Origin of the sequence: Candidatus Odyssella thessalonicensis L13, assembly GCF_000190415.1 — a bacterium.
Lineage (GTDB): Bacteria > Pseudomonadota > Alphaproteobacteria > Paracaedibacterales > Paracaedibacteraceae > Paracaedibacter > Paracaedibacter thessalonicensis.
Genome location: NZ_AEWF01000003.1, coordinates 368,757 through 388,114, shown reverse-complemented (window position 1 = coordinate 388,114; position 19,358 = coordinate 368,757). Strand labels below are relative to the sequence as shown.

Here is a 19,358-nt window from a genome sequence, read left to right as displayed (position 1 = left end):
CTAGAGAAGTTTTTATTATGTACTTTTATTTAAATGTTAAATTTATTTTATTTAAATATATTTCCATACTAAGCAAAAAGCAAATGAATTTTAAGTGCTCTTAGAGGGGCACTTATAAGCACGACCCACCTTACTAACACTGACTTCTACAGTTTGTATAGAATATCGGATAAAATGGATCTGGCCTTTTATAACTGCTAACGATATAAATTATTTCCGCATCTCAGAGCTATAAAAAATTAATGGTGAGCAGTAGTACTCACCATTTTTATTTTTACGTCCTTCTAACCTCTAAGAAGTTAAAGGAGCTAAAGGTTAGGCACGGGCATAAGCACGACTTGGCTTTTCTGCTTTGCGTTTTTTCTTCTCTTGCTCCTGCTTAAATTTAATATAGTTAGCCTGTTGCTCGCGTTCTGCGATAAATTGGTATATCGCTTCAGTAACTAATCTAAGATTCTCTTCCTCTTGAGTTTTACGACTTAGCCTCTCCTGAAGGGCCCTTAGGTCCTCAAGGGCCTCTTTCCACTTGTCGACATATTCATAGAGGTACGCAGGATCATTAGTATCATCATTCTTCCTTAGCTCCTCTAAGACCCACCGCACTAACTGGCATCCTTTACGGATATTCTCTGAATCACCTTTTGTAATGCTCCCATATAAGAAATCAGTTGCTAGTTCAAGAGGAGATAGTTTCTTACCCCTCCAATCCTTTGCGATAGAAGCGATGGAGTATCTCTGTGCTACTAAATATTGTGCACATTCAAGGTGGCCATTCATAACGGCAAAGTGTAAGCTATTGGCAGAACTGTCATTTTTCCCCTCTACCCAGCCAGAGGGAGCCTCCTTTTGACTCAAAATGTATTGGAGTGCTTTAAGTTGGCCGTTTTGAGCGGCAAGAGTCAGACAATTGTGATTCCAATTGCCGACCATATTACTATCTTGTTTATTTTTAAGCTGAGAATAGTAATCGACGAAGCTCTCATAATCTTTAGCTTCCAAGGCAGCGAAAGTATTCTTCAGTATAGTTTTTTGAAGTGCCCTTTCTAATAAATCATGAAATAATGACATTTGACTCCTGACGCTCATTTTAGAAATATAGCCAGCGAATGATAGAGAATCCTTGCTTTCAAACGCATCACGAGCTGCCCCCATCATAAAAGAGTAACCTTTGTCTGCCTTCTCAGCATCTCTTAGTCGTTGCTGCTCAATAGCGTATTTTTGCAACTGAAAGAGGAGATAATAGATAGGCTGCAGGCGTGACACATAAGCATCCATTTTTTGCTGACCGAGGCCTGTATCTAAAACGCTCTTATATGCTTGGCTGGCTTGGCGAAGAATCTGTTCTTGCTCCTCGCTTATGTGAGGGGGCAACTTATCAACTTCTTGATCGATTTTATTCTCTAAGTCTCTCATTAAATAATATTGATGAATAGGGCTAAGCACTTCAAACTTCTTTGCAACCTCAAAATAAGCACGATTATCAAACATCTGCAGTGCTTTTTCTCTTTCCTGCATCTGTGCTCGGTTTTCCTCCAAGGTAAGGCTAAAATCAGAATACTGTAGCTTTGCATTGGCTCCTTTAGCAGGAGTTTTTCCGATAGTTGGCTGACTTTTTTCAGCATTTTGAGGACCTGAGGCAAGGTTTGGTCTTGCCTGCTCGCCCGAAGAAGGCGTTGAGCCTGTATTTTGATTTGATTGTGGCCTATTTTGGTTAGGCAGCGACCAGAGCGGAGAAATCTTCGCTTGTGCCTCTTTTATATTAACGGATGGGCTTAAGCTAGGACTTTGAGAAGCCGGCAGCGGTGGTAAGGGCCTTTCTGGTTGCACATTTTGGTTAAACTTCGATACGAGAGAAGCCACCCGAGGTTGGATCTGTTCCTTATTAAGGGGTGAGCTTATCCCAGGACCTTGAGGAGCTGGCACCGGTGGCAAGGGCCTTTCTGGCTGCTCCTTTTGATTAAATCTCGGTAAGGCAGGAGCAATCCGCGGTTGAGTCTGTTCTCGATTAAAGGATGAACTTGAGCCATCACTTTGAGCAGTCGGCAGCGGCGGTAAGGGCCTTTCTGGCTGCTCCTTTTGGTTAAATCTTGATAGGACAGGCGCCACTCGCGCTTGGACCTGTTCCCTATTAACACATGGCCGAGGAGACTGACTTTGCTGGCGGCTTCGATTTTACCGGGGGAGGCGGATTGTTGTTATGCAGCTTGGTTCAACATTTTTATTCTATCCTGAACCGTAAGATTGGTAGCACTCTGATCTGGGGCTTGCATTGATTGGCTAGGGACTATTAGGAAAAGAGAGCAACTTAACAAAAGATATACTTTCATCTTTCAGACTCCTCAAGTTCTGTAGTGATATTTATCCCTTATTTATGGAGCTAAACATAACTTATTAGGAGTTACTAGTTAATTAAGATGATTTAAGAATTATTCAGAAATATGAAGATTTAATAAGTCTGCGCTAATAAAAAACCCGGCGTGAGTGCCGGGCTTTCCTATTCATTACACTGATAAAATTAATGCTTGTTCCATTTTTCGCCAACAAAATGTTCGCGCATAGGAGCTGTCGTCTTTTTACCAACATACTCATAATTTTCTTTAATCCATTTATCGGCAGCTAAGCGGCCCTTTTCAAATAAATGCATAAAGAATTCCCATTCTGTGTTTAGCTTACTAGACCAACCTAGCTCTGCAAAAACTTCTTCGTCTTCGATGACATGCATATGAACGCGTTTATGCTTTTTAGCATCAAGTTCGCCTTGATCAATTAAATCGGAGATCAAAGAAATAGCTCTCATTTCACGGACAACCGACGCATTATTGGTCACTTCATTCAACCGGTCAGCAATTTCACGCGCTGTTGTCGGTAGTTTGTCTCTGACCGTTGGATTCAGCTGAATTAAGATGATATCCGCTGTCTCGCAATCATAAATTAAGGGGAAGAAAACTGGGTTACCAATAAAACCGCCATCCCAGTAGTATTCACCGTCCACTTTTACGGCACTGTGAATGGTTGGCAAACATGCCGTTGCTTGTAAAGCTTCAACACTCATTTCTTGAGTATCAAAAATACGAAGCTTTCCTGTACGGACATGAGTCGCGCAGAGATAAAGCTTAACCAACTTACTTTTACGAATTGATTCAAAGTCAAAACTCTTAACGATTACATCCTTTAAAGGATCGATCTGAAGAGGATTTAACTCATAAGGCGAAAACATACGGCTTAGATAATCAAAAATAACAAATCCTGGAGAATGATACATTGTATACTTACCCAAGGCTTTGTCAATCGGTCCGCGTTGATTAAGAGGACTGTTTTTGCCAGACTCAGAAATTTTTTGCCAGAATGCTTTTAATTCTTCACGGGCTCCTTGATTGCCCCCTTTAATTAGTCCCTGGGCTACAGCGACGGCGTTCATACCACCCGCACTGGTGCCTGTTAAGCCTTCGATTTCAAAACGCCCATCTTCCAGCAGACGATCTAACACTCCCCAGGAAAAGGCGCCATGTGATCCGCCGCCTTGTAAAGCGATTGAAACTCTCTTCTTACCGTTTCCTTTTGCAGGATCGTTATGTCCAACCTTAGAGCTTTTCTTATCCATACCTTACTCCTCAATTAAAACTCATACTTAATGGTAGCTTTATTTTCTTAAAAAATCGTTAATTTATTAACTATTAACGCTGTTCTAGAGAAGAAAAGAAGGAAGAGGATAAGCTCAGCTCCTAAAAATCATCCAGGAAAGCTATCCTATTTAAAAGTTTTTGGGCAATATAATATATAGAAAGAAAGGGGTGAGGGATTAAACCCTCAACAAGCAAAGCATTCTTATTTAAGTCTCACTCAACGGCCGAATTCAATCTAGGGTTATAAATGCTGCTCTGACGTTTTAGGGTTCTCTGCCACTATTGACTATCGTCTACATAAGCAGACAGCCTCCCCCTTCCCGCTTCGTAGCTACGGCTCCTGTTTGGCTATTAAGAGGGATCCCTACTCCGCGAATCGCAATTGCTGGCTCCCTATTACTATTGATACTCTTATCGTCACCCCTAACTCTAAATTGAATGATATCCATTCTTTTACGAGGCGATGATTGCGGACCAGAATCATAGTGGAAAACAGTAAAGTTTGAATAGCTACCATTTAAATTCATAAAGAGCTTATCAAGAAAAGGAAAAACAAATGTTTCATAAAATGAATTACTTCTACTTTTATTAAATTGTGTTCCTAATAGGCAGGTTGTTGAAATTAATTCAGTTAAATCTCCCCATCCTAGAATCAGATAATAAATACGAATATAAGCGGCTAGATCTCTATGGTATGCTGTTTTAAGGATAGCCTTAATAAATTCTTCTTTTACAAGCTGTCTATAAACTTTGTTGCATTCTCGATTAAAAACTTCTCGATTTTTATGCTTATGAAAATCTATTTCACACTTAGCTATTCCAAGCATAATAGAGTCTAATTGTTCCCGATGAGTGTGATATATGTCTGCTAAATAGGCTAAAGGCGAAATAATTCTCTTTTTTTCATATTTCTGCAATTTTGCAAGCTTAGGAAGGTCTAAGTATTTCATGTAATCTTGGGTATTTAGAAGCTCTTTACAAACTCTCTCCTCGCAAACTTTAGTTATTGTTATATTTAAATCCTTAACAAAGTCCGCAACTAATGATTTTTCTGAATTTGATGTAGAAGAATCGACAAAAAATTCTTTAGTGAAAATCAAAAAAGGTCTTACATCGGCTGCTACAAAAAAAGAAACGTTAGCAGTAGGTGAATAAAGAAGAAGAGAGAGATCTTCCTCACCTTGCGACCGTTTGTATGACGGTTCCAAAGCGTTAAGTCCTCTGTGTGATAGAAGAAGATGCGTTTCATGATTTGAAAGTTCAAGCTTTTCACCAAATCTTTCATTTCTTAGAATTATTACTTTGTAGTTACTGTTCACTTCTTCGGTTAAAAGCTCAGCACGATCTTTTCCAATGATAGGCTGTGCGGATGATGATTCCTCAGTAAGAGAAGGAAAGGAAATAAACTCTTCCTCTTGCTCAGCTTCTGGATCTACATATTTATCTTTTTCTACTGTAGCTGCCTGTGCCTTACTGTCTTGCGATAAATCTGAATTAAAGTGGAGCTCCTCAGAAGCAGCAACTTCTGAGGAGTATCCTATTAAGAAAAAATATAGAGATAAAATAAAAGTTTTCATAATGTCCCAATTAAAGGTTATGTTTGTTTTGTTCTTGGCCAGACTTTATCTAAAAAGCCTTCAGGCTTGCCCTGACGAAGAAGACGATGCTTAATTGTCTGTTGCAGAAACTTCATCATTATCCTCTTCACTTACTACATTTACTAGGTCTTGGTTTCTATGCATTTGATGGTTACGGACTTGCGCACTAAACCCTGCAGGGATAAGTGATACTATATCTACATCATCTACATCTAAGATACTATCTTCTTGATTAGCGTCTAAGGAGCTAGCCCGCTCATCCGCAGTGTTTAAATCACTAGCTTGCAAGTTTGATTCTGGCTCACCTGATTCTGTCGAAGTGTTAGGCATATTTTTTCTAGGCTTCTTCTTGGAACCTTGCTTGGTAGACTGGGCTTCTTGGTTACTCTTCTGCTTCTCTGCTTCACTTTTTGAAGCTCGCTCTGCAGCCTGTTGTTTCTTTTGACGCTTCTCTATTTTCCGGGCTTTTCTTCTAGCTTTTATCTCCTCTTTATTCACAGATACATTTTCTCTCGTCTGTAGCTTTGAGGAGGATACCTCTTTTACGTCAGGGACTTGATTTTCTTTTACTTCTTGAGAATCTCCCTCTTCTTTTTCTTTGCCTTTGTCCGCGCTAGACGAAGTCTCTTCATGGGTTGGCCGTGTAGGGATAACACTGGAAGAAGCTGATACGGCATCTTGTTCAGTTGGACGCGGAGACCCTATATCTTCACCAGTGTGTTCCGTCGCTTTCTGACGTGCTTGTTCCTGCTGCTGATGGCGAGCTTTAGTTTGGCGTTGCTGAGCAGGGTCCTTAGGTGTTTTACCTTTTTTACCTTTGCGCACTGGAGAGGTTGGTTTTACCTCTGCCAGCTCAACAGGGGCTGCAGTTTCAGAAGTAGGAGGAGTTGTAGAGGTAGCTGTAGCAACTTCACTGGACGGAGTTTCTACTTCTTGAGCGTCTGTAGGAGCTGGAGTAACAGTGGGCTCGACTGTAACAATTTGTGGGGTAACTATAGTAACTGGCGCCGTTGGTGCTGCGGCTGGCTGTTCAGCGTTGATTGGAGCACCTTGCGCTTCAGCTGGCTCTTGAGGAGCTGCTACAACGGGTGCCTCTACCACAGCTTGCACTTCAGCTGGCTCTTGAGGAGCTACTACAACTGGGGCCTCTACCACAGCTTGCGCTTCAGCCCGCTCTTGAGGAGTTTCTATAGCGGGTACCTCTACCACAGCTTGCGCTTCAGCCCGCTCTTGAGGAGCTGCTACAACGGGTGCCTCTACCACAGCTTGCACTTCAGCTGGCTCTTGAGGAGCTACTACCACTGGTGCCTCTACCACCGCTTGCACTTCAGCGTGTTCTTGGCGGACTGCAACAACGGGTGCTTCTACTACAGCTTGTCTTTCAGCTGGCTCTTGAGGGGCGACTGCACCAGCTGCTTCTACCACAGCTTGTCTTTCAGCTGGCTCTTGAGGAGCTACTACAACTGGGGCCTCTACCACCGCTTGCACTTCAGCGTGTTCTTGGCGGACTGCAACAACGGGTGCTTCTACCACAGCTTGTCTTTCAGCTGGCTCTTGAGGAGCGACTGCACCAGCTGCTTCTACCACAGCTTGTCTTTCAGCTGGCTCTTGAGGAGCTACTACAACTGGGGCCTCTACCACAGCTTGTCTTTCAGCTGGCTCTTGAGGAGCTACTACAACTGGGGCCTCTACCATAGCTTGCGCTTCAGCGTGTTCTTGGCGGACTGCAACAACGGGTGCTTCTACTACAGCTTGTCTTTCAGCTGGCTCTTGAGGAGCTACTACAGCGGCTACCTCTACCACAGCTGGGCGGGCTGCCTCATCTCGAGCATTTACAGCCTCTCGTCGGTGTCTACGCCGTTCAAGAGGTTGATTATCTTCACCTCCGTGATCCTCATTCGCTTGCTCGTCTACGAGTGGAGGAAGATTAGCTGGAGCTCCTTGAGCTGCTGCATCAGGATTAGCTTCAAGAAGCTGTTGAATTTCACCCAACCCAGCTCGAGGTTGAACATTTACATCAAGCTGCATTCCAGGAATAAGTTGTTCTCCATCAAGTCTGGCAACGTTATTTGGAAGTTGCCGTACTACTGTTGCTATTATTTTTTCTTCTACAATCGGTGCATAGTTGGTTACGATGTCTACGTCACGTTGTGGTAATTCAACCATTCTTTCTTCTAGGCTGGTTAATTGCCGTGAGGGCTGGCTGCTACCGCCTAAAGGAATACGGAATTGGAACCCAGCAAAGACATTTCCTTTTCGAGCATTATCACGGCTTCCTTCCAAGAGGAGAGAGAAATTATCGGTAACTTTAAAATTACCTCTTAATCGGAAACCATTAATTGATTTTGCGCCTGCCGCCCCTTGGAAACGATAATAGGCTCCATATATTCTTAATCTTTTAAAGTTAGGAATAGCTGTACCAATTTCTAAATCCAAACCTTTTAATGGCACCTCTTTAATTCTGGTCACTTTTTCATGGGTATCGATATATAAGTAAGCGTTGTTAGCTGGGTAGTCACGGCGTTCCTGATTCCATCTTTCTTTGCTTTTTTCTCGTTGCTTGACTGTGCGTTGAGGATAATAGAAGTTAACTCGGTAATCCCAGTTATCACTCATCGCTTCCAAACCAACCGTTGCTTGACTGACTATGTTATGGAACTGAGTACGCCGGCGATCATAAAATCCGTAAACACCCAAAATAAATTGGTTATCACTCGTAATCCATCTTTTTCCAATTCCAAAGTTTCCTTCTCTCGATCTCTTAGTATCGCCGGTGAAGCGGAAATCAAGATAAAGCAATTCGTCTTCACTTTGTACTAAAGGCGTAAATAATGAAACCTGACCTAGATGTCTATGATTACCGAATTTTCCACCAAAATTCATTGTAGGTAGCCATTTTTTTACGTTTGGCTCAGATACAGGTTTTGGGGCTCTTCCTGCTGCCCTTTCTCCTTCATAAGGGCTTGCATGTGAAAATTGATGGCTACCTATCAGCAGCGATGCTGTAAGGAAGCAGATCTTCTTAAAATTTCTAAAAAACTGGGTCCTGGATTTTGTTTGGTTAGTTTTCACGGTCATGTCCTAATCATACTGTCTATTAAAGTAGTTATTAATTAGGACAATGTCACAGATCCTCTGATTATTGCTCAGTAATAAATAGGGAAATTTAACGTTTCTTGTATAAAACGATCTTCATATCTTGGTAATTTTGCGGAAAATCTTTAGGTTATTTAGAAATTTTTCACCTGTAGGTTAGTTTAATTTTATAACGTTATTGCTGGTTGTTTTTCTTTCCATATTATATCTAATTTAGCTGTCAATTTTTACCTATCTGGCATTTAAAAATTTTGTAGAAAGAGTTCTAGGAATTAAAAAAAATCTTGGTGCCCAATTCGCCACAGTGTTAGTGGCAATAAATCCCTGCTAAGTGGGCTCTGATCAAGACTCTCTTAGTAGTAGTTTGTAATTAGAGATATATATTTATCTATAAAAAGACAAAAGAGATTAGGAGAGCAATGTTAGCCAGTGATTTGTGGCAGCTTTTCCACTTTGCTTTTTTTATATTATATCCAGGCAGAGTAGTTTAAATTAAGGACGCCATTAAATTACATGCAAACTTTTAAAAAGGGTTCACCCTTCTCATGCTCATCCCTCCTTCCATTAAGGCTTGAGCAAGCACTTGCATAGCTTATGCAACAATTTTATCCCTAAAGTATCTTTAGAGAGAATATGTAAGCAACTCTTTTAAAGATGCATAGAGATATCCGCAAAGATAATGGAAAACACGGATGAAGGAGAATGAAATTTCACAGATACTGTGTGCTATTTAGCACTATTTTCTTTTTGGATTACCTTATCGATTAGGTTGTCAATATGCTGAGCCTGATCAAAAGCATCATCACTGTAAAATTTCAAAGCAGGAACATACTTGGTCGTCAGCTTCTTAGCGAGGGCAAAGCGTATTTCCCCTGCCATTTCATTGAGATTCGTCAAAGTTGAACTCACTTCACTTCCTCCTCCCAATGGCATTACATAGATCTTTGCATTACGTAGATCGGGCGAGACGTGAACATGAGTCAAAGTAACAGGCATAAGAGTGAGATCCCGCCGCGAGAAATCGCCTCGCAGCAAAATCTCTGCTAGGATATAGCGGATCTCTTCGGCAACCCGTTGTTGCCGCTGAGATGGAGCTTTAGCGGAAGGCTTTGTTCTCATTTTTACAACTGCCGCGCAATGGATTCAATTTCAAAGCATTCAATAATGTCACCTGCACGGATATCATTATAGTTCTCAAAGGCCATACCGCATTCATAAGATTCTTTAACTTCACGGACTTCTTCCTTAAAGCGCTTCAGCGTCTTAAGAGTGCCTTCATGGATAACCACATTATCTCGTAACAAGCGAACTTTGCCACCCCTCTTAACGATTCCATCCGTAACATAACAGCCCGCAACTTTACCAACTTTGGTAATATTGAAGACCTCTCGGATTTCAGCATTACCCAGATATTTTTCACGCAGGGTCGGCGCTAACAAGCCAGATAATATTGCTTTAGCATCATCAATTACATCATAAATAATTGAATAATAGCGGATGTCTACACCGTCTCTGCGAGCTAATTCTCGGGCTTGCGGATTAGCACGAACATTGAAGCCTACCACCAAAGCATTAGAAGCACGCGCTAAGGTAATATCGCTCTCATTAATTCCGCCCACACCTCCATGCAGCATTCGTACAGCAACCTCGTCTGTTGAAAGCTTTGCTAAGCTTTGGGCAATGGCTTCAAGGGAACCGTGAACATCAGTCTTTACCACTACTTGCAGCTCTTTAACATTGCCAGCAGCAATTTGCGACATCATCTGTTCCATGGTTGACTTTGCTGATGCTGCAGCTTTGGCTTCTTTCTCTTTATGTTCACGATACTCGGCTATTTCACGAGCTTTAGCTTCATCTTGAACTACAATAAACTCATCACCTGCTGTCGGCACACCATTAAAGCCTTGAATCTCTACTGGCATTGCCGGACCGGCTGACTCTAGCCTGCGCCCTAAATCGTTTAGTAAGGCGCGCACCCGTCCCCATTCGGTACCAGCAACAAAGATATCACCCACTTTAAGGGTGCCCTTCTGGATTAATACTGTTGCCAACGTTCCCCGTCCGCGATCAACCCGAGCCTCGATGACAACACCACCCGCATCACGGTTAGGATTTGACTTCAATTCCAGAACTTCAGCCTGCAGCAAAATAATCTCTTCGAGCTTATCAAGATTTATGCCCTGCTTTGCTGAAACTTCCACAGACATAATATCCCCACCAAATTCCTCACAAACAAGACCATGGTTTAACAATTCTCCACGGACACGCTCTGGGTTAGCTTCAGGCTTGTCAATCTTATTGATTGCTACAATGATAGGAACATTTGCTGCTTTAGCATGATTAATTGCTTCTATGGTTTGTTCCATAATTCCATCGTCCGCAGCTACGACCAAAACAACAATATCGGTAACATTGGCGCCGCGTGAACGCATTTCTGTAAATGCTGCGTGGCCAGGGGTATCAATAAAGGTGATCTTTTTAGAGGAAGGAAGAGTGACCTGATAAGCGCCGATATGCTGGGTAATTCCCCCTGCTTCACCTGCTGCCACGTCTGTCTTACGTAAAGCATCCAAAAGTGATGTCTTACCATGATCCACATGGCCCATAATGGTTACAACTGGCGCACGATAAACTAGATCTTCCGCTCTATCTTCTATTCCACGGATGCCCACTTCGACGTCGCTATCGGAAACCCGTTTTGGGGTGTGACCAAACTCGGTACAAATTAATTCCGCCGTATCCGCGTCTATTGATTGGTTGATTGTTACCATCATCCCCAATTTCATCAGAGACTTAATAACATCAGCACCGCGCACTGCCATCCTATTCGCCAGTTCGCCTACAGTAATGAATTCAGGAATAATCACCTCTCGAACAATTTTAGATTGATCTTGGCTTGAATTATTTCCCTTCTGTTTCTGACGGGCTCGTTTTAAGGATGCCATGGAACGACCACGGTTTATCTCTTCACCGTCAAGCGCCCGTGATAAAATATTGCGGTTTAGCTTACGTGGGCCCTCATTCACTTCTTTACGATTTACAGGGACAGCACGCTTTGGGACCTCGACCCCCCGCACTGAACGCCGTGCATTTGACTCTTCCTCTTCGTCATCAACTGGACGGACTTTAGGTCCGACTTTAACTACAGGGCGAGCTTCTTCAAAGGTTGGTTCAGCTATAACTACGGGTTGCTCCGGAGCAGGACGAGCTTCCTCTTGGCTTTCTGCTTTTTCAGCAACCTGTTTTATCCGTTCAGCTTCTTCACGCTCACGCTTTTCACCACCCAGGCGCCGCAACGCTTCTTTATCATCTAAGAGCTTCTGGTCTTCTTGACGACGCTTTAGCTCAATCTCATCACGCTTGGCTCTTTCTTCAGCCTCTTGAGTCTGATTTTTAATTGCTTCTTGCAAAGCACGCATCCGAGCCTCAAACTCTCCTTCTGTCAACTTTCCTGATGCGACAGCTTTAAGAGTATTCTGGGCTTGACGTGTGTCACTAGCCGAGGTTGTCCGTTTCTTTTTTACTTCAACAGCAACTGCTTTTGTGCGGCCGTGAGAGAAACTTTGACGCACTTGATCTGAATCTCCAGACTTTTTAGCGTCTGGCTTCAAATTAAGAGTCAGCGTTTTCTTTTCACCTTGCTTTTGATCCGTCATTATTCTTTTCCAATCGTAATTTATGCTTTTGGTTCTTCATCAAACCAATGGGCACGCGCTGCCATAATCATGGCATTTGCCTGTTCTAATGTTAATTGATCTTCCTGGGCTATTTCAAGGAATTCATCACCAGAAAGATCTGCAAAATCATCTAAGGACTTAATATTGTGCTCTGCTAACTTCAATAACATTTCTGCTGTCATGCCGTCAATCTCAAGGATTTCTTCACTGACGCCTAAATCTTTGGCTTTTTCAAGGGAAGCTTTAGCTCTTTGTTCCACAAAACTCAAAGCTCGTGATTGAATTTCTTGGGCAATTGCTTCATCAAATCCTTCTATTGCTGTCAGTTCTTCAAGCGGTGCAAAGGATAACTCTTCAACAGTGGTAAAGCCATCGGCAGCTAAAAGCTGAGCTATAACTTCGTCTACATCCAAAGCATTCATAAACAGTTGAGTGCGCGTATTATATTCTTCTGTACGCAATTTTGCTTCTTGCTCTTCTGTCATAATATCAATGTTCCAGCCTGTTAGCTGGCTTGCTAAACGTACATTCTGACCACGTCGACCAATGGCCAAGCTTAGTTGATCTTCGGCCACGACCATATCGACACGATGAGCCTCTTCATCAAGGACCACTTTAATGACTTCAGCCGGTGCTAAAGCATTTACTACAAAGGTAGCCGGATTTGATGACCAAGGCACAATATCAATTTTCTCCCCTTGCAGTTCAGTGACGACTGCTTGGACGCGAACCCCTCTTAATCCTACGCATGAACCCACCGGGTCGATGGAAGGATCAGCTGTATATACGGCTATTTTAGCACGGCTACCTGGATCACGGGCCACAGATTTAATTTCAATGACCCCATCGTAAATTTCCGGCACCTCAGATTCGAACAAACGCGCCATAAATTGCGGATGTGTACGAGATAAAGATACCATAGGCCCGCGAGCATCAGGACGAACATCAGATACATAAGCCCGCACTCGATCACCACTGCGAAAAACTTCACGTTGGATCAGATCTTCCCGACGTAAGATACCTTCTGCGCGACCTAAATCAACGATAACATTTCCAAACTCAACCCTTTTAACTACGCCGCTGATAATTTGATTAGCACGGTCTTTAAACTCAGCATATTGGTGAGCGCGTTCAGCATCCCGCACTTTTTGAATAATAACTTGCCTTGCACTTTGGGCGGCTACTCGGCCAAACTCAATCGGCGGCAAAGGCTCAACAAGTTCATCTCCTACATTGTAGGATTTATCAATTTGATGGGCATCTGTAAGTGAAATTTGCACCAATGGGTCTTCAACTTCTTCGACAACAGTCAACACTTTCCAAATATTGACATCACCTGTATGCTTATCCACTTTAGCTCGGACATCTTTTTCAAACCCGTACTTTGCCCGCGCTGCTTTTTGGATTGCTTGCTCCATGGCATAGAGAACTTCGTCCCGCTCAATTCCTTTTTCCCGAGCAACAGCTTCAGCAACGGCTAAAATTTCGTGACGGGGCTGGCTAATAGAATGGTCAACTGGGTTAATTCGTCGTGTTGTCACAGTCTTAAGTCCTCTGATCCAAAGGGTTAATTAAAAGCTACATGTAGTTTGGCCGACTTGATATCTGAGAAAGGAATGGTCACTTGCTCCGATTCGTTTGCGCTATTCTTTATTGTCAAGACTACTTCAGATTCACTAGCAAACTCAAGTTTACCATGAAAAGTTTTCCGATTACCAATCAACACATGGCTTTTTAAAACAATATCATGTCCTAAGAAACGTTGATAATCCTTTTGCTTGACAAGAGGGCGATCCAATCCGGGCGAGGAGACTTCCAACATATAAGCGCCACTGATAGGATCATGTTGATCCAAAAGAACTGATGCATACCGGCTAACTTGCTCACAGTCCTCGAGTTTAATTCCCGTTCCATCCAAACGATCAATCATAATCTGTAAGGTCTTTCTCTTAAGGCCCGACATTTGAACACGGACAATCTCATAGCCCATATGGCTTAATGAGGGCTCAAGAATTTCTTCAACTTTTTTAAGTATATCCACGGTTTAAATCCTGAAATATGCTCAGTGGCTCGAGTACGCAAGTAATAAAATATCTATATGCTTTGTTGCCAAAGCACAGATTGAATTTATGCTCTGTTTAAACAAAATTCAAGGAATTTATTTAATTCCGGCCAGTTTAGGGGTCACACGTCATATAAACCCTTAATCCTCCTCGGTGAATAAAAGAATTAAAATACTTGCCATTTAAATGTAAATCTAATAAAAAAGTCTTGTAAGGGAGTACCATATTTTAAAATAGTTTAAAAATGAATAATAAAGGCATAATTTTTAAAAAAATAATTTTTCTCTACTTGATAACTGCCAAGTTTGGTAGCTTTGCAGTGGAGAGGCAAGAGGCTGAAGTTTCTTCTCAGGAGCACTTATCTAAGGCGTTCCTTTATCAACTTGATATAGAACCCAGCACCTCTCAGCCTCGCCCTCCAGTTTATTTATTGGGTACTCATCATGATTTACCTCATACCTTTATCAGGAAGGAAATTAAAGATAAGCTTGAAAAGTCACCGATCTTAGTTCGGGAAAAAGGTCCCAATTCTAAATCTTTTGATTGTGACGAATTATTAGAATTTGATGGCATTTCTCTTAAAACCTTAAGAGAAGAAGGACTCGTGATGCCAGCTAACCAAGATTGGCTGGCTTTACACCTAACTTCTGAACAAAGACGGCTATTATCAGAAAAATTTAAAGCTGACGTCCAGCGCCGATGGAATTTATCTTTAGCTGAGGTAGCACCAGCCGTTTATTATTACTGTTTACAGAGAGTTATTAGTCAATGGAGCCCCACTCAGGCTACTACTTCAGCCCAAGAGAGAAGTGATAAACCTGCCTCAACAGCTTCCGATAATGCAGTTGCCCGTCCTACCGGCGGAGCATGCACTGTTGAAGATTACTTTATAAGTAACCATGATTCTTCCAGCTCAACCACATCTGAAGACCATTCTATTGGATTAGAGGATAACGTCATTCGATTAAAATGCATTTATAAGATGAATGAATTGGTGGAGCAAGGGGTTAAAGTCAGCGTTGAAAAACTTAAGCGATGCTTGGATTTTATACTTCTGGTTAACACTGCAGATAAGGCTGTCATTGAAGCCGCTTATGAAAAATTATGGCAAGATCATGTCCTCATCTTTTATAACACCCTGGCCAAACCTTTTGAATTTACGCCGGCTTCGTTGAAAGAGTTTTCTAAAAACGTGGAAACATTTAAAAAGAACTCATTTAAGGCATTTGTTGAGGAAAATATTCAAGAATTTTCCCTTGGCGCCAGTGAATCTGTAGTAAAACGCAACCGAGTATGGGTCCCCCGAATAAAGCAAATCCTAAAGGAGAATCCTGATAACTCCATCTTAATTATTGTTGGCGCAACCCACTTAGCAGGCCAAAATAGCCTTACTAGGTTATTACAAGCTGAAGGCTATAATTTTTCTCCTGTCGAAGAGAAAGTATTTAACATAGAACCATCCAATATAGAAATATTACGAGATGTGCTAAGCATCAAATCTCAATAAAGTTGAATCATTGGTATCGCGACGGAAAGCAGGTATCTCTGCTTTCCGCTAAGCATATCAGCTCACAACTCTTTAAAGAGGAGAAAATAGCCTAAAAATGAGTTAAAATTATCTACGTTAAGAGTTAAGCCATTGGTCGACATTGTCAACCAATGGCTAGCTTTAATATCACAAAATAGGGCCCTTAATAAGGTTTAATTAGATCCGGATCATTATTGACCACTAAGTTAAGGCGGGGGCTTACAGGATAATACTGAAACTCTTCTATGGATGAATGTTCTAGCAGTCTAAAAGAGGGGTCTTTAAGCCACGCTTCATAAGCTTCAGGTTTAAGAATGACGGGCATCCGATCATGAATCTCGCTGACACTGGATGAAGCAGGCCGAGTAATAATAGCAAAGCTATAAAAATCCTGACCATCCGTATCCTGTTTTTTATCCCATAACCCTGCAAAAGCAAATAAAGCCGTACCGGGAGTGGTAAAATAGTAAGGTTGTTTGGGTTTAATACGGCCATCCCATTCATAAAAACCGGTCGCGGGAACCAAGCACCGTCTTTGGTCAAACAGCCTTTTAAACATCGGCTTAAACGTTAGTGTTTCCAACCGCGCATTAATGGGCCGCACGGGGGGAACACCTGCCTCCCACCTTGGCAACAGCCCCCAACTCATGGGCGTTAAAGATAAGTTTCCGTCTTGCAGATGGATGATAGGGACCGATTGGCTGGGGGCAATATTATAACGCTTAAGACTAAAATCGAGTGTCGTTGAGATGGGAAACTGCTTTTTAAAAAGTGAAGTATCAGCTGCCAGTGTAAAGCGTCCACACATTATTATACCTCCTTATTATTATAACTTAGTTTGTCGTAGTTTAGCTTTATAGCCTTTCCTTTAAAGCTTGATAAATCGCTCAGAGTTTATGTTGCTTCTTAAAAATATTGATGATCGTCACATCTCTAAGGAGTTCTGAGGCTCTTAGAGCATTAAGTTTTTATTTTCATTTAGGCACACTAGCCTCCTAGAAGAGAGCAGCAATTGTTTGCAAGTATTTAAAAAATGAAATTCAGCTCCCTTTAACTGATCACTGCGCCAGCTTCCTCATTACTGCTGCGAGGCAGATTTACCTGACAATTTAGGCTGCGACAGGACGACATTAATACGCCAGGTTAAGTTATGCCAAAATATTACTCTAACTCTCATCGCATTCAGTCCTTTTTTTTAGAAGATAGTTGGCATAAACTAAAAAACAAGATTATGAAGAAGGTATATGAGCATGAGTTCGGAATCAAAACCATATATTATTGTACTAGGTAATGAAAAAGGTGGCACAGGTAAGTCAACGGTGACCATGCACGTTATTACGGCTTTACTTTGGAAAGGCTATCAGGTTGGTTCTATTGATGTGGATGCCCGTCAAGGAACCTTATCCCGCTATGTAGAAAATCGTCACCATAGAGTTAAGGAATCTAATCTTTCGATTCCGCTCCCGCAACATACAGCAATTTATAAGAGCACCCTTGACAATGTCACGGAAGCTGAACAGGAAGAAGAGGCAAATTTCACTCAGGCATTAACCCAGCATCAGAACTGTGACTTTATTGTCATTGATACACCCGGAAGCGACACTCACCTCTCTCGCTTAGCTCATTCTTATGCAGATACGCTTATCACGCCTTTAAACGACAGTTTTATTGATCTCGATATGCTGGTTCGTGTGGACCCGGATTCGCTTAATATCTTGCGGCCCAGTACCTACTCTGAAATGGTTTGGGATCAAAAAAAACACCGAGCGATGCGTGATGGGGGTAAAATTGACTGGATTGTTCTGCGCAATCGCTTAGCAAGCATCCATTCACGCAACCGTGAAGAAATGGAGCGTGTTTTAAGCGCTTTAGCTAAGAGAATTGGTTTCCGCCTTATGCCAGGGTTTGGTGAACGTGTTATTTTCCGTGAACTGTTTTTAACAGGTTTAACCTTATTAGATATGCGAGAAACAGGTACACCGATGACATTATCTCACCTCGCAGCCAAGCAAGAGTTAACAGCTTTATTGGAGGGCCTAAACTTGCCAAAAAGCTTGGATCGCAGTCAGGCAGCATAATAGCGAGCACCGCTTATGCCTAAACTTGCCAAGGTGAGGAATAATAAGATTTAGTCCTCGTTGCAGAAGGCGTGCATAGCTCACTTTTTTAGATAAGAGCAAATTTAATTTTGCTCTCTTGTCTCCGCGTAAACCCACCTCTTTTTTTTAAATGTTCACCTCCTATCAGATAGTGTTCTTTTAACTTATAGCATTTCCGAGTTAATCAAAGATGCGCTCTTCTAGAAATAACGCGAGAAGAGAGAAGTTAACAGGAAGGCGAATTGATGCTTAAGGTGCAAAAGAGTTTTCTCAGGGTAGTGTTAGCATTTTATAAGATAAGGATTCTTTATTTGCCCTACACCATAAAATGCCTCCGGCTTCTTTTAACGCGGATTAGTTTATTTATTGCAATATTTCGAATACCATAATAAAAACAGTAATAAACCTACTCCTAGTATCTCCGCCTAAAGGATAAAAAGAAAGAATGTCTATTAATGTTGACCGCCCCTTTCTTGGCTATGCCGAGACTCGGGAAGAAGCTATTCAAATTATCCAGGACACTGGCATACTATGCATTACTATAGGTATCGCCTATTTAATAGCGTTCTTATCGCTTACATTTCAGAGAAAATCCTTTCCCGCCAAAAGCTTAAATCATATCTTTACTATCTTAATATGGACGACAATAGGCGCCTATATGCTTATAGGTCCTAGCTATGATTTTTTCTCCTTTAAAGCTGTAACTTGGTTGGCAGGAGGCATGTTTGGTTTAAGCTTCAGTAATCTATGGATCTTGTGTAGGGTTAAACTGCCTCAATGTGATAATATTTTTATTCAGCACCTGCAGAAACCACCTACCTCTTCGCCTCCTGAGAATCAAAGATCACCTAAAATAACATTTCAAAATATTCTCGACGTTTCTTTTATTAATGAACGGATCTTATGGCTGCTGATATTATTCCGTATGACAGTGACCTTAAGAACCATAGCAATAATGAATGCATGGCATAGCCTCCCCTAGCCTTATTATTTAAATTCTTCCTGCAGGAGAGTTATATCTTAGTTGTCGGGAGAGTCAATAAACCCACCCATATCCTCATCTTCCACCACTTGGAAACTATTATTGGTCTGAGATTGTTGGGCAGCTGCCTGAGCCTGAAGCTTGTTAACATCGATCCCAGCTACGGCGGGCGGATTTAAGGTGGTAGAGGGCCCAGCTAAAGGAAGGTTTGCAGTCGCCCCTCCTGCAGGAGCAGGCTGACTCACAGATCTATTAAGGGCAGCTTGGGCCTGGGATTGTGAAGGGGGCATCATCAGGGATGCAATTGTCGGAGCCGGCTGTTGAATCTGCGTATTAACTCTAACTCCGGGAATTTGAGCCACATCCACCTTTTTGGGTAAAATAAACTCAGGGCTAATACCGACACAGCGATAGGTATCACAGAAATTGGTAGCTGTAGTTTTCTTGTCAAAGATATAGAGTCCTTGACGCGCCGGTGCCATTTCGAAACGTTCTTTTTGATCTAAGTACAGCAAGATAGCGGCCACACTTGTAAGTATGGCAAAAGCAAACACGAAAGAAGCTCTAACACTGGACATGCTTTCCCCCTTACCGGCCCGATGGGTGGCTACATACGGATTATAATAGTAGTCATCATGATCGTTCTTCATACCTTAAGGTAAGAGGATTCAAGTTAAATTTCGGTAAAATTA

Annotated in this window: 13 protein-coding genes; 3 read left to right on the top strand and 10 right to left on the bottom strand. The window is 42.0% G+C overall.

All coding sequences use genetic code 11. The features are described 5' to 3' along the window. Positions 1–315 precede the first annotated feature (315 nt). From HMO_RS0107250 to HMO_RS0107205, 8 genes are all read right to left on the bottom strand, one after another. Entirely contained in the window at positions 316–2,106 is a 1,791-nt protein-coding gene (locus HMO_RS0107250) for an ankyrin repeat domain-containing protein (RefSeq protein ID WP_010300654.1), read from the bottom strand. Positions 2,107–2,515: 409 nt separating this feature from the next. Continuing rightward, positions 2,516–3,601, bottom strand: a complete 1,086-nt coding sequence (locus HMO_RS0107240; protein ID WP_010300648.1) for a patatin-like phospholipase family protein — start codon at positions 3,599–3,601, stop codon at positions 2,516–2,518. A gap of 315 nt (positions 3,602–3,916) precedes the next feature. Continuing rightward, the gene (locus tag HMO_RS0107235; protein ID WP_010300646.1) at positions 3,917–5,200 is read right to left on the bottom strand and encodes a hypothetical protein; all 1,284 of its coding nucleotides are present in this window, start codon (positions 5,198–5,200) and stop codon (positions 3,917–3,919) included. Between the two features lie 90 nt (positions 5,201–5,290). After that, the gene (locus HMO_RS15565; protein WP_083821265.1) at positions 5,291–8,299 is read right to left on the bottom strand and encodes an inverse autotransporter beta domain-containing protein; all 3,009 of its coding nucleotides are present in this window, start codon (positions 8,297–8,299) and stop codon (positions 5,291–5,293) included. A 744-nt stretch (positions 8,300–9,043) separates the two neighbouring features. Next, complete coding sequence (gene rbfA, locus HMO_RS14185) at positions 9,044–9,436, bottom strand: 30S ribosome-binding factor RbfA (RefSeq protein ID WP_010300639.1); 393 nt, start codon at positions 9,434–9,436, stop codon at positions 9,044–9,046. Between the two features lie 2 nt (positions 9,437–9,438). Continuing rightward, positions 9,439–11,973 (bottom strand): translation initiation factor IF-2, encoded by a 2,535-nt coding sequence (gene infB, locus HMO_RS0107215; RefSeq protein WP_010300635.1) that lies wholly within the window; start codon positions 11,971–11,973, stop codon positions 9,439–9,441. A 20-nt stretch (positions 11,974–11,993) separates the two neighbouring features. Beyond that, positions 11,994–13,535 carry a transcription termination factor NusA gene (gene nusA, locus HMO_RS0107210; RefSeq protein WP_010300633.1) on the bottom strand — a complete coding sequence of 514 codons (1,542 nt, stop codon included), beginning with the start codon at positions 13,533–13,535 and terminating at the stop codon, positions 11,994–11,996. Positions 13,536–13,561: 26 nt separating this feature from the next. After that, a complete protein-coding gene (locus HMO_RS0107205) occupies positions 13,562–14,035 on the bottom strand; it encodes a ribosome maturation factor RimP (RefSeq protein WP_010300630.1) in 474 nt (157 codons plus the stop codon). A 266-nt stretch (positions 14,036–14,301) separates the two neighbouring features. Between HMO_RS0107205 and HMO_RS0107200 the strand changes: the two genes are divergently transcribed. Next, on the top strand, positions 14,302–15,564 hold the full coding sequence (locus HMO_RS0107200) for a TraB/GumN family protein (RefSeq protein WP_010300627.1): 1,263 nt from the start codon (positions 14,302–14,304) through the stop codon (positions 15,562–15,564). A 184-nt stretch (positions 15,565–15,748) separates the two neighbouring features. Here the strand turns inward: HMO_RS0107200 and HMO_RS0107195 are convergent, their stop codons facing one another. Beyond that, a complete protein-coding gene (locus tag HMO_RS0107195; RefSeq protein ID WP_010300623.1) occupies positions 15,749–16,393 on the bottom strand; it encodes an SOS response-associated peptidase in 645 nt (214 codons plus the stop codon). Between the two features lie 442 nt (positions 16,394–16,835). Here HMO_RS0107195 and HMO_RS0107190 point away from each other — a divergent pair, with 442 nt between their 5' ends. After that, on the top strand, positions 16,836–17,663 hold the full coding sequence (locus HMO_RS0107190) for a division plane positioning ATPase MipZ (RefSeq protein WP_010300620.1): 828 nt from the start codon (positions 16,836–16,838) through the stop codon (positions 17,661–17,663). Between the two features lie 466 nt (positions 17,664–18,129). Further along, the gene (locus HMO_RS0107185; protein ID WP_010300617.1) at positions 18,130–18,666 is read left to right on the top strand and encodes a hypothetical protein; all 537 of its coding nucleotides are present in this window, start codon (positions 18,130–18,132) and stop codon (positions 18,664–18,666) included. 38 nt (positions 18,667–18,704) lie between these two features. Here HMO_RS0107185 and HMO_RS0107180 read toward each other — a convergent pair whose 3' ends face one another. Further along, on the bottom strand, positions 18,705–19,316 hold the full coding sequence (locus HMO_RS0107180; RefSeq protein ID WP_139016847.1) for a hypothetical protein: 612 nt from the start codon (positions 19,314–19,316) through the stop codon (positions 18,705–18,707). Positions 19,317–19,358: the final 42 nt, after the last annotated feature.

What these genes read in the sequence shown, in the direction of transcription:
- HMO_RS0107240 (WP_010300648.1), bottom strand. Translation starts at nt 3,601, where the DNA reads ATGGATAAGAAAAGCTCTAAGGTTGGACATAACGATCCTGCAAAAGGA.
- HMO_RS0107235 (WP_010300646.1), bottom strand. Translation starts at nt 5,200, where the DNA reads ATGAAAACTTTTATTTTATCTCTATATTTTTTCTTAATAGGATACTCC.
- HMO_RS15565 (WP_083821265.1), bottom strand. Translation starts at nt 8,299, where the DNA reads ATGACCGTGAAAACTAACCAAACAAAATCCAGGACCCAGTTTTTTAGA.
- rbfA (WP_010300639.1), bottom strand. Translation starts at nt 9,436, where the DNA reads ATGAGAACAAAGCCTTCCGCTAAAGCTCCATCTCAGCGGCAACAACGG.
- infB (WP_010300635.1), bottom strand. Translation starts at nt 11,973, where the DNA reads ATGACGGATCAAAAGCAAGGTGAAAAGAAAACGCTGACTCTTAATTTG.
- HMO_RS0107200 (WP_010300627.1), top strand. Translation starts at nt 14,302, where the DNA reads ATGAATAATAAAGGCATAATTTTTAAAAAAATAATTTTTCTCTACTTG.
- HMO_RS0107195 (WP_010300623.1), bottom strand. Translation starts at nt 16,393, where the DNA reads ATGTGTGGACGCTTTACACTGGCAGCTGATACTTCACTTTTTAAAAAG.
- HMO_RS0107190 (WP_010300620.1), top strand. Translation starts at nt 16,836, where the DNA reads ATGAGTTCGGAATCAAAACCATATATTATTGTACTAGGTAATGAAAAA.
- HMO_RS0107185 (WP_010300617.1), top strand. Translation starts at nt 18,130, where the DNA reads ATGTCTATTAATGTTGACCGCCCCTTTCTTGGCTATGCCGAGACTCGG.
- HMO_RS0107180 (WP_139016847.1), bottom strand. Translation starts at nt 19,316, where the DNA reads ATGAAGAACGATCATGATGACTACTATTATAATCCGTATGTAGCCACC.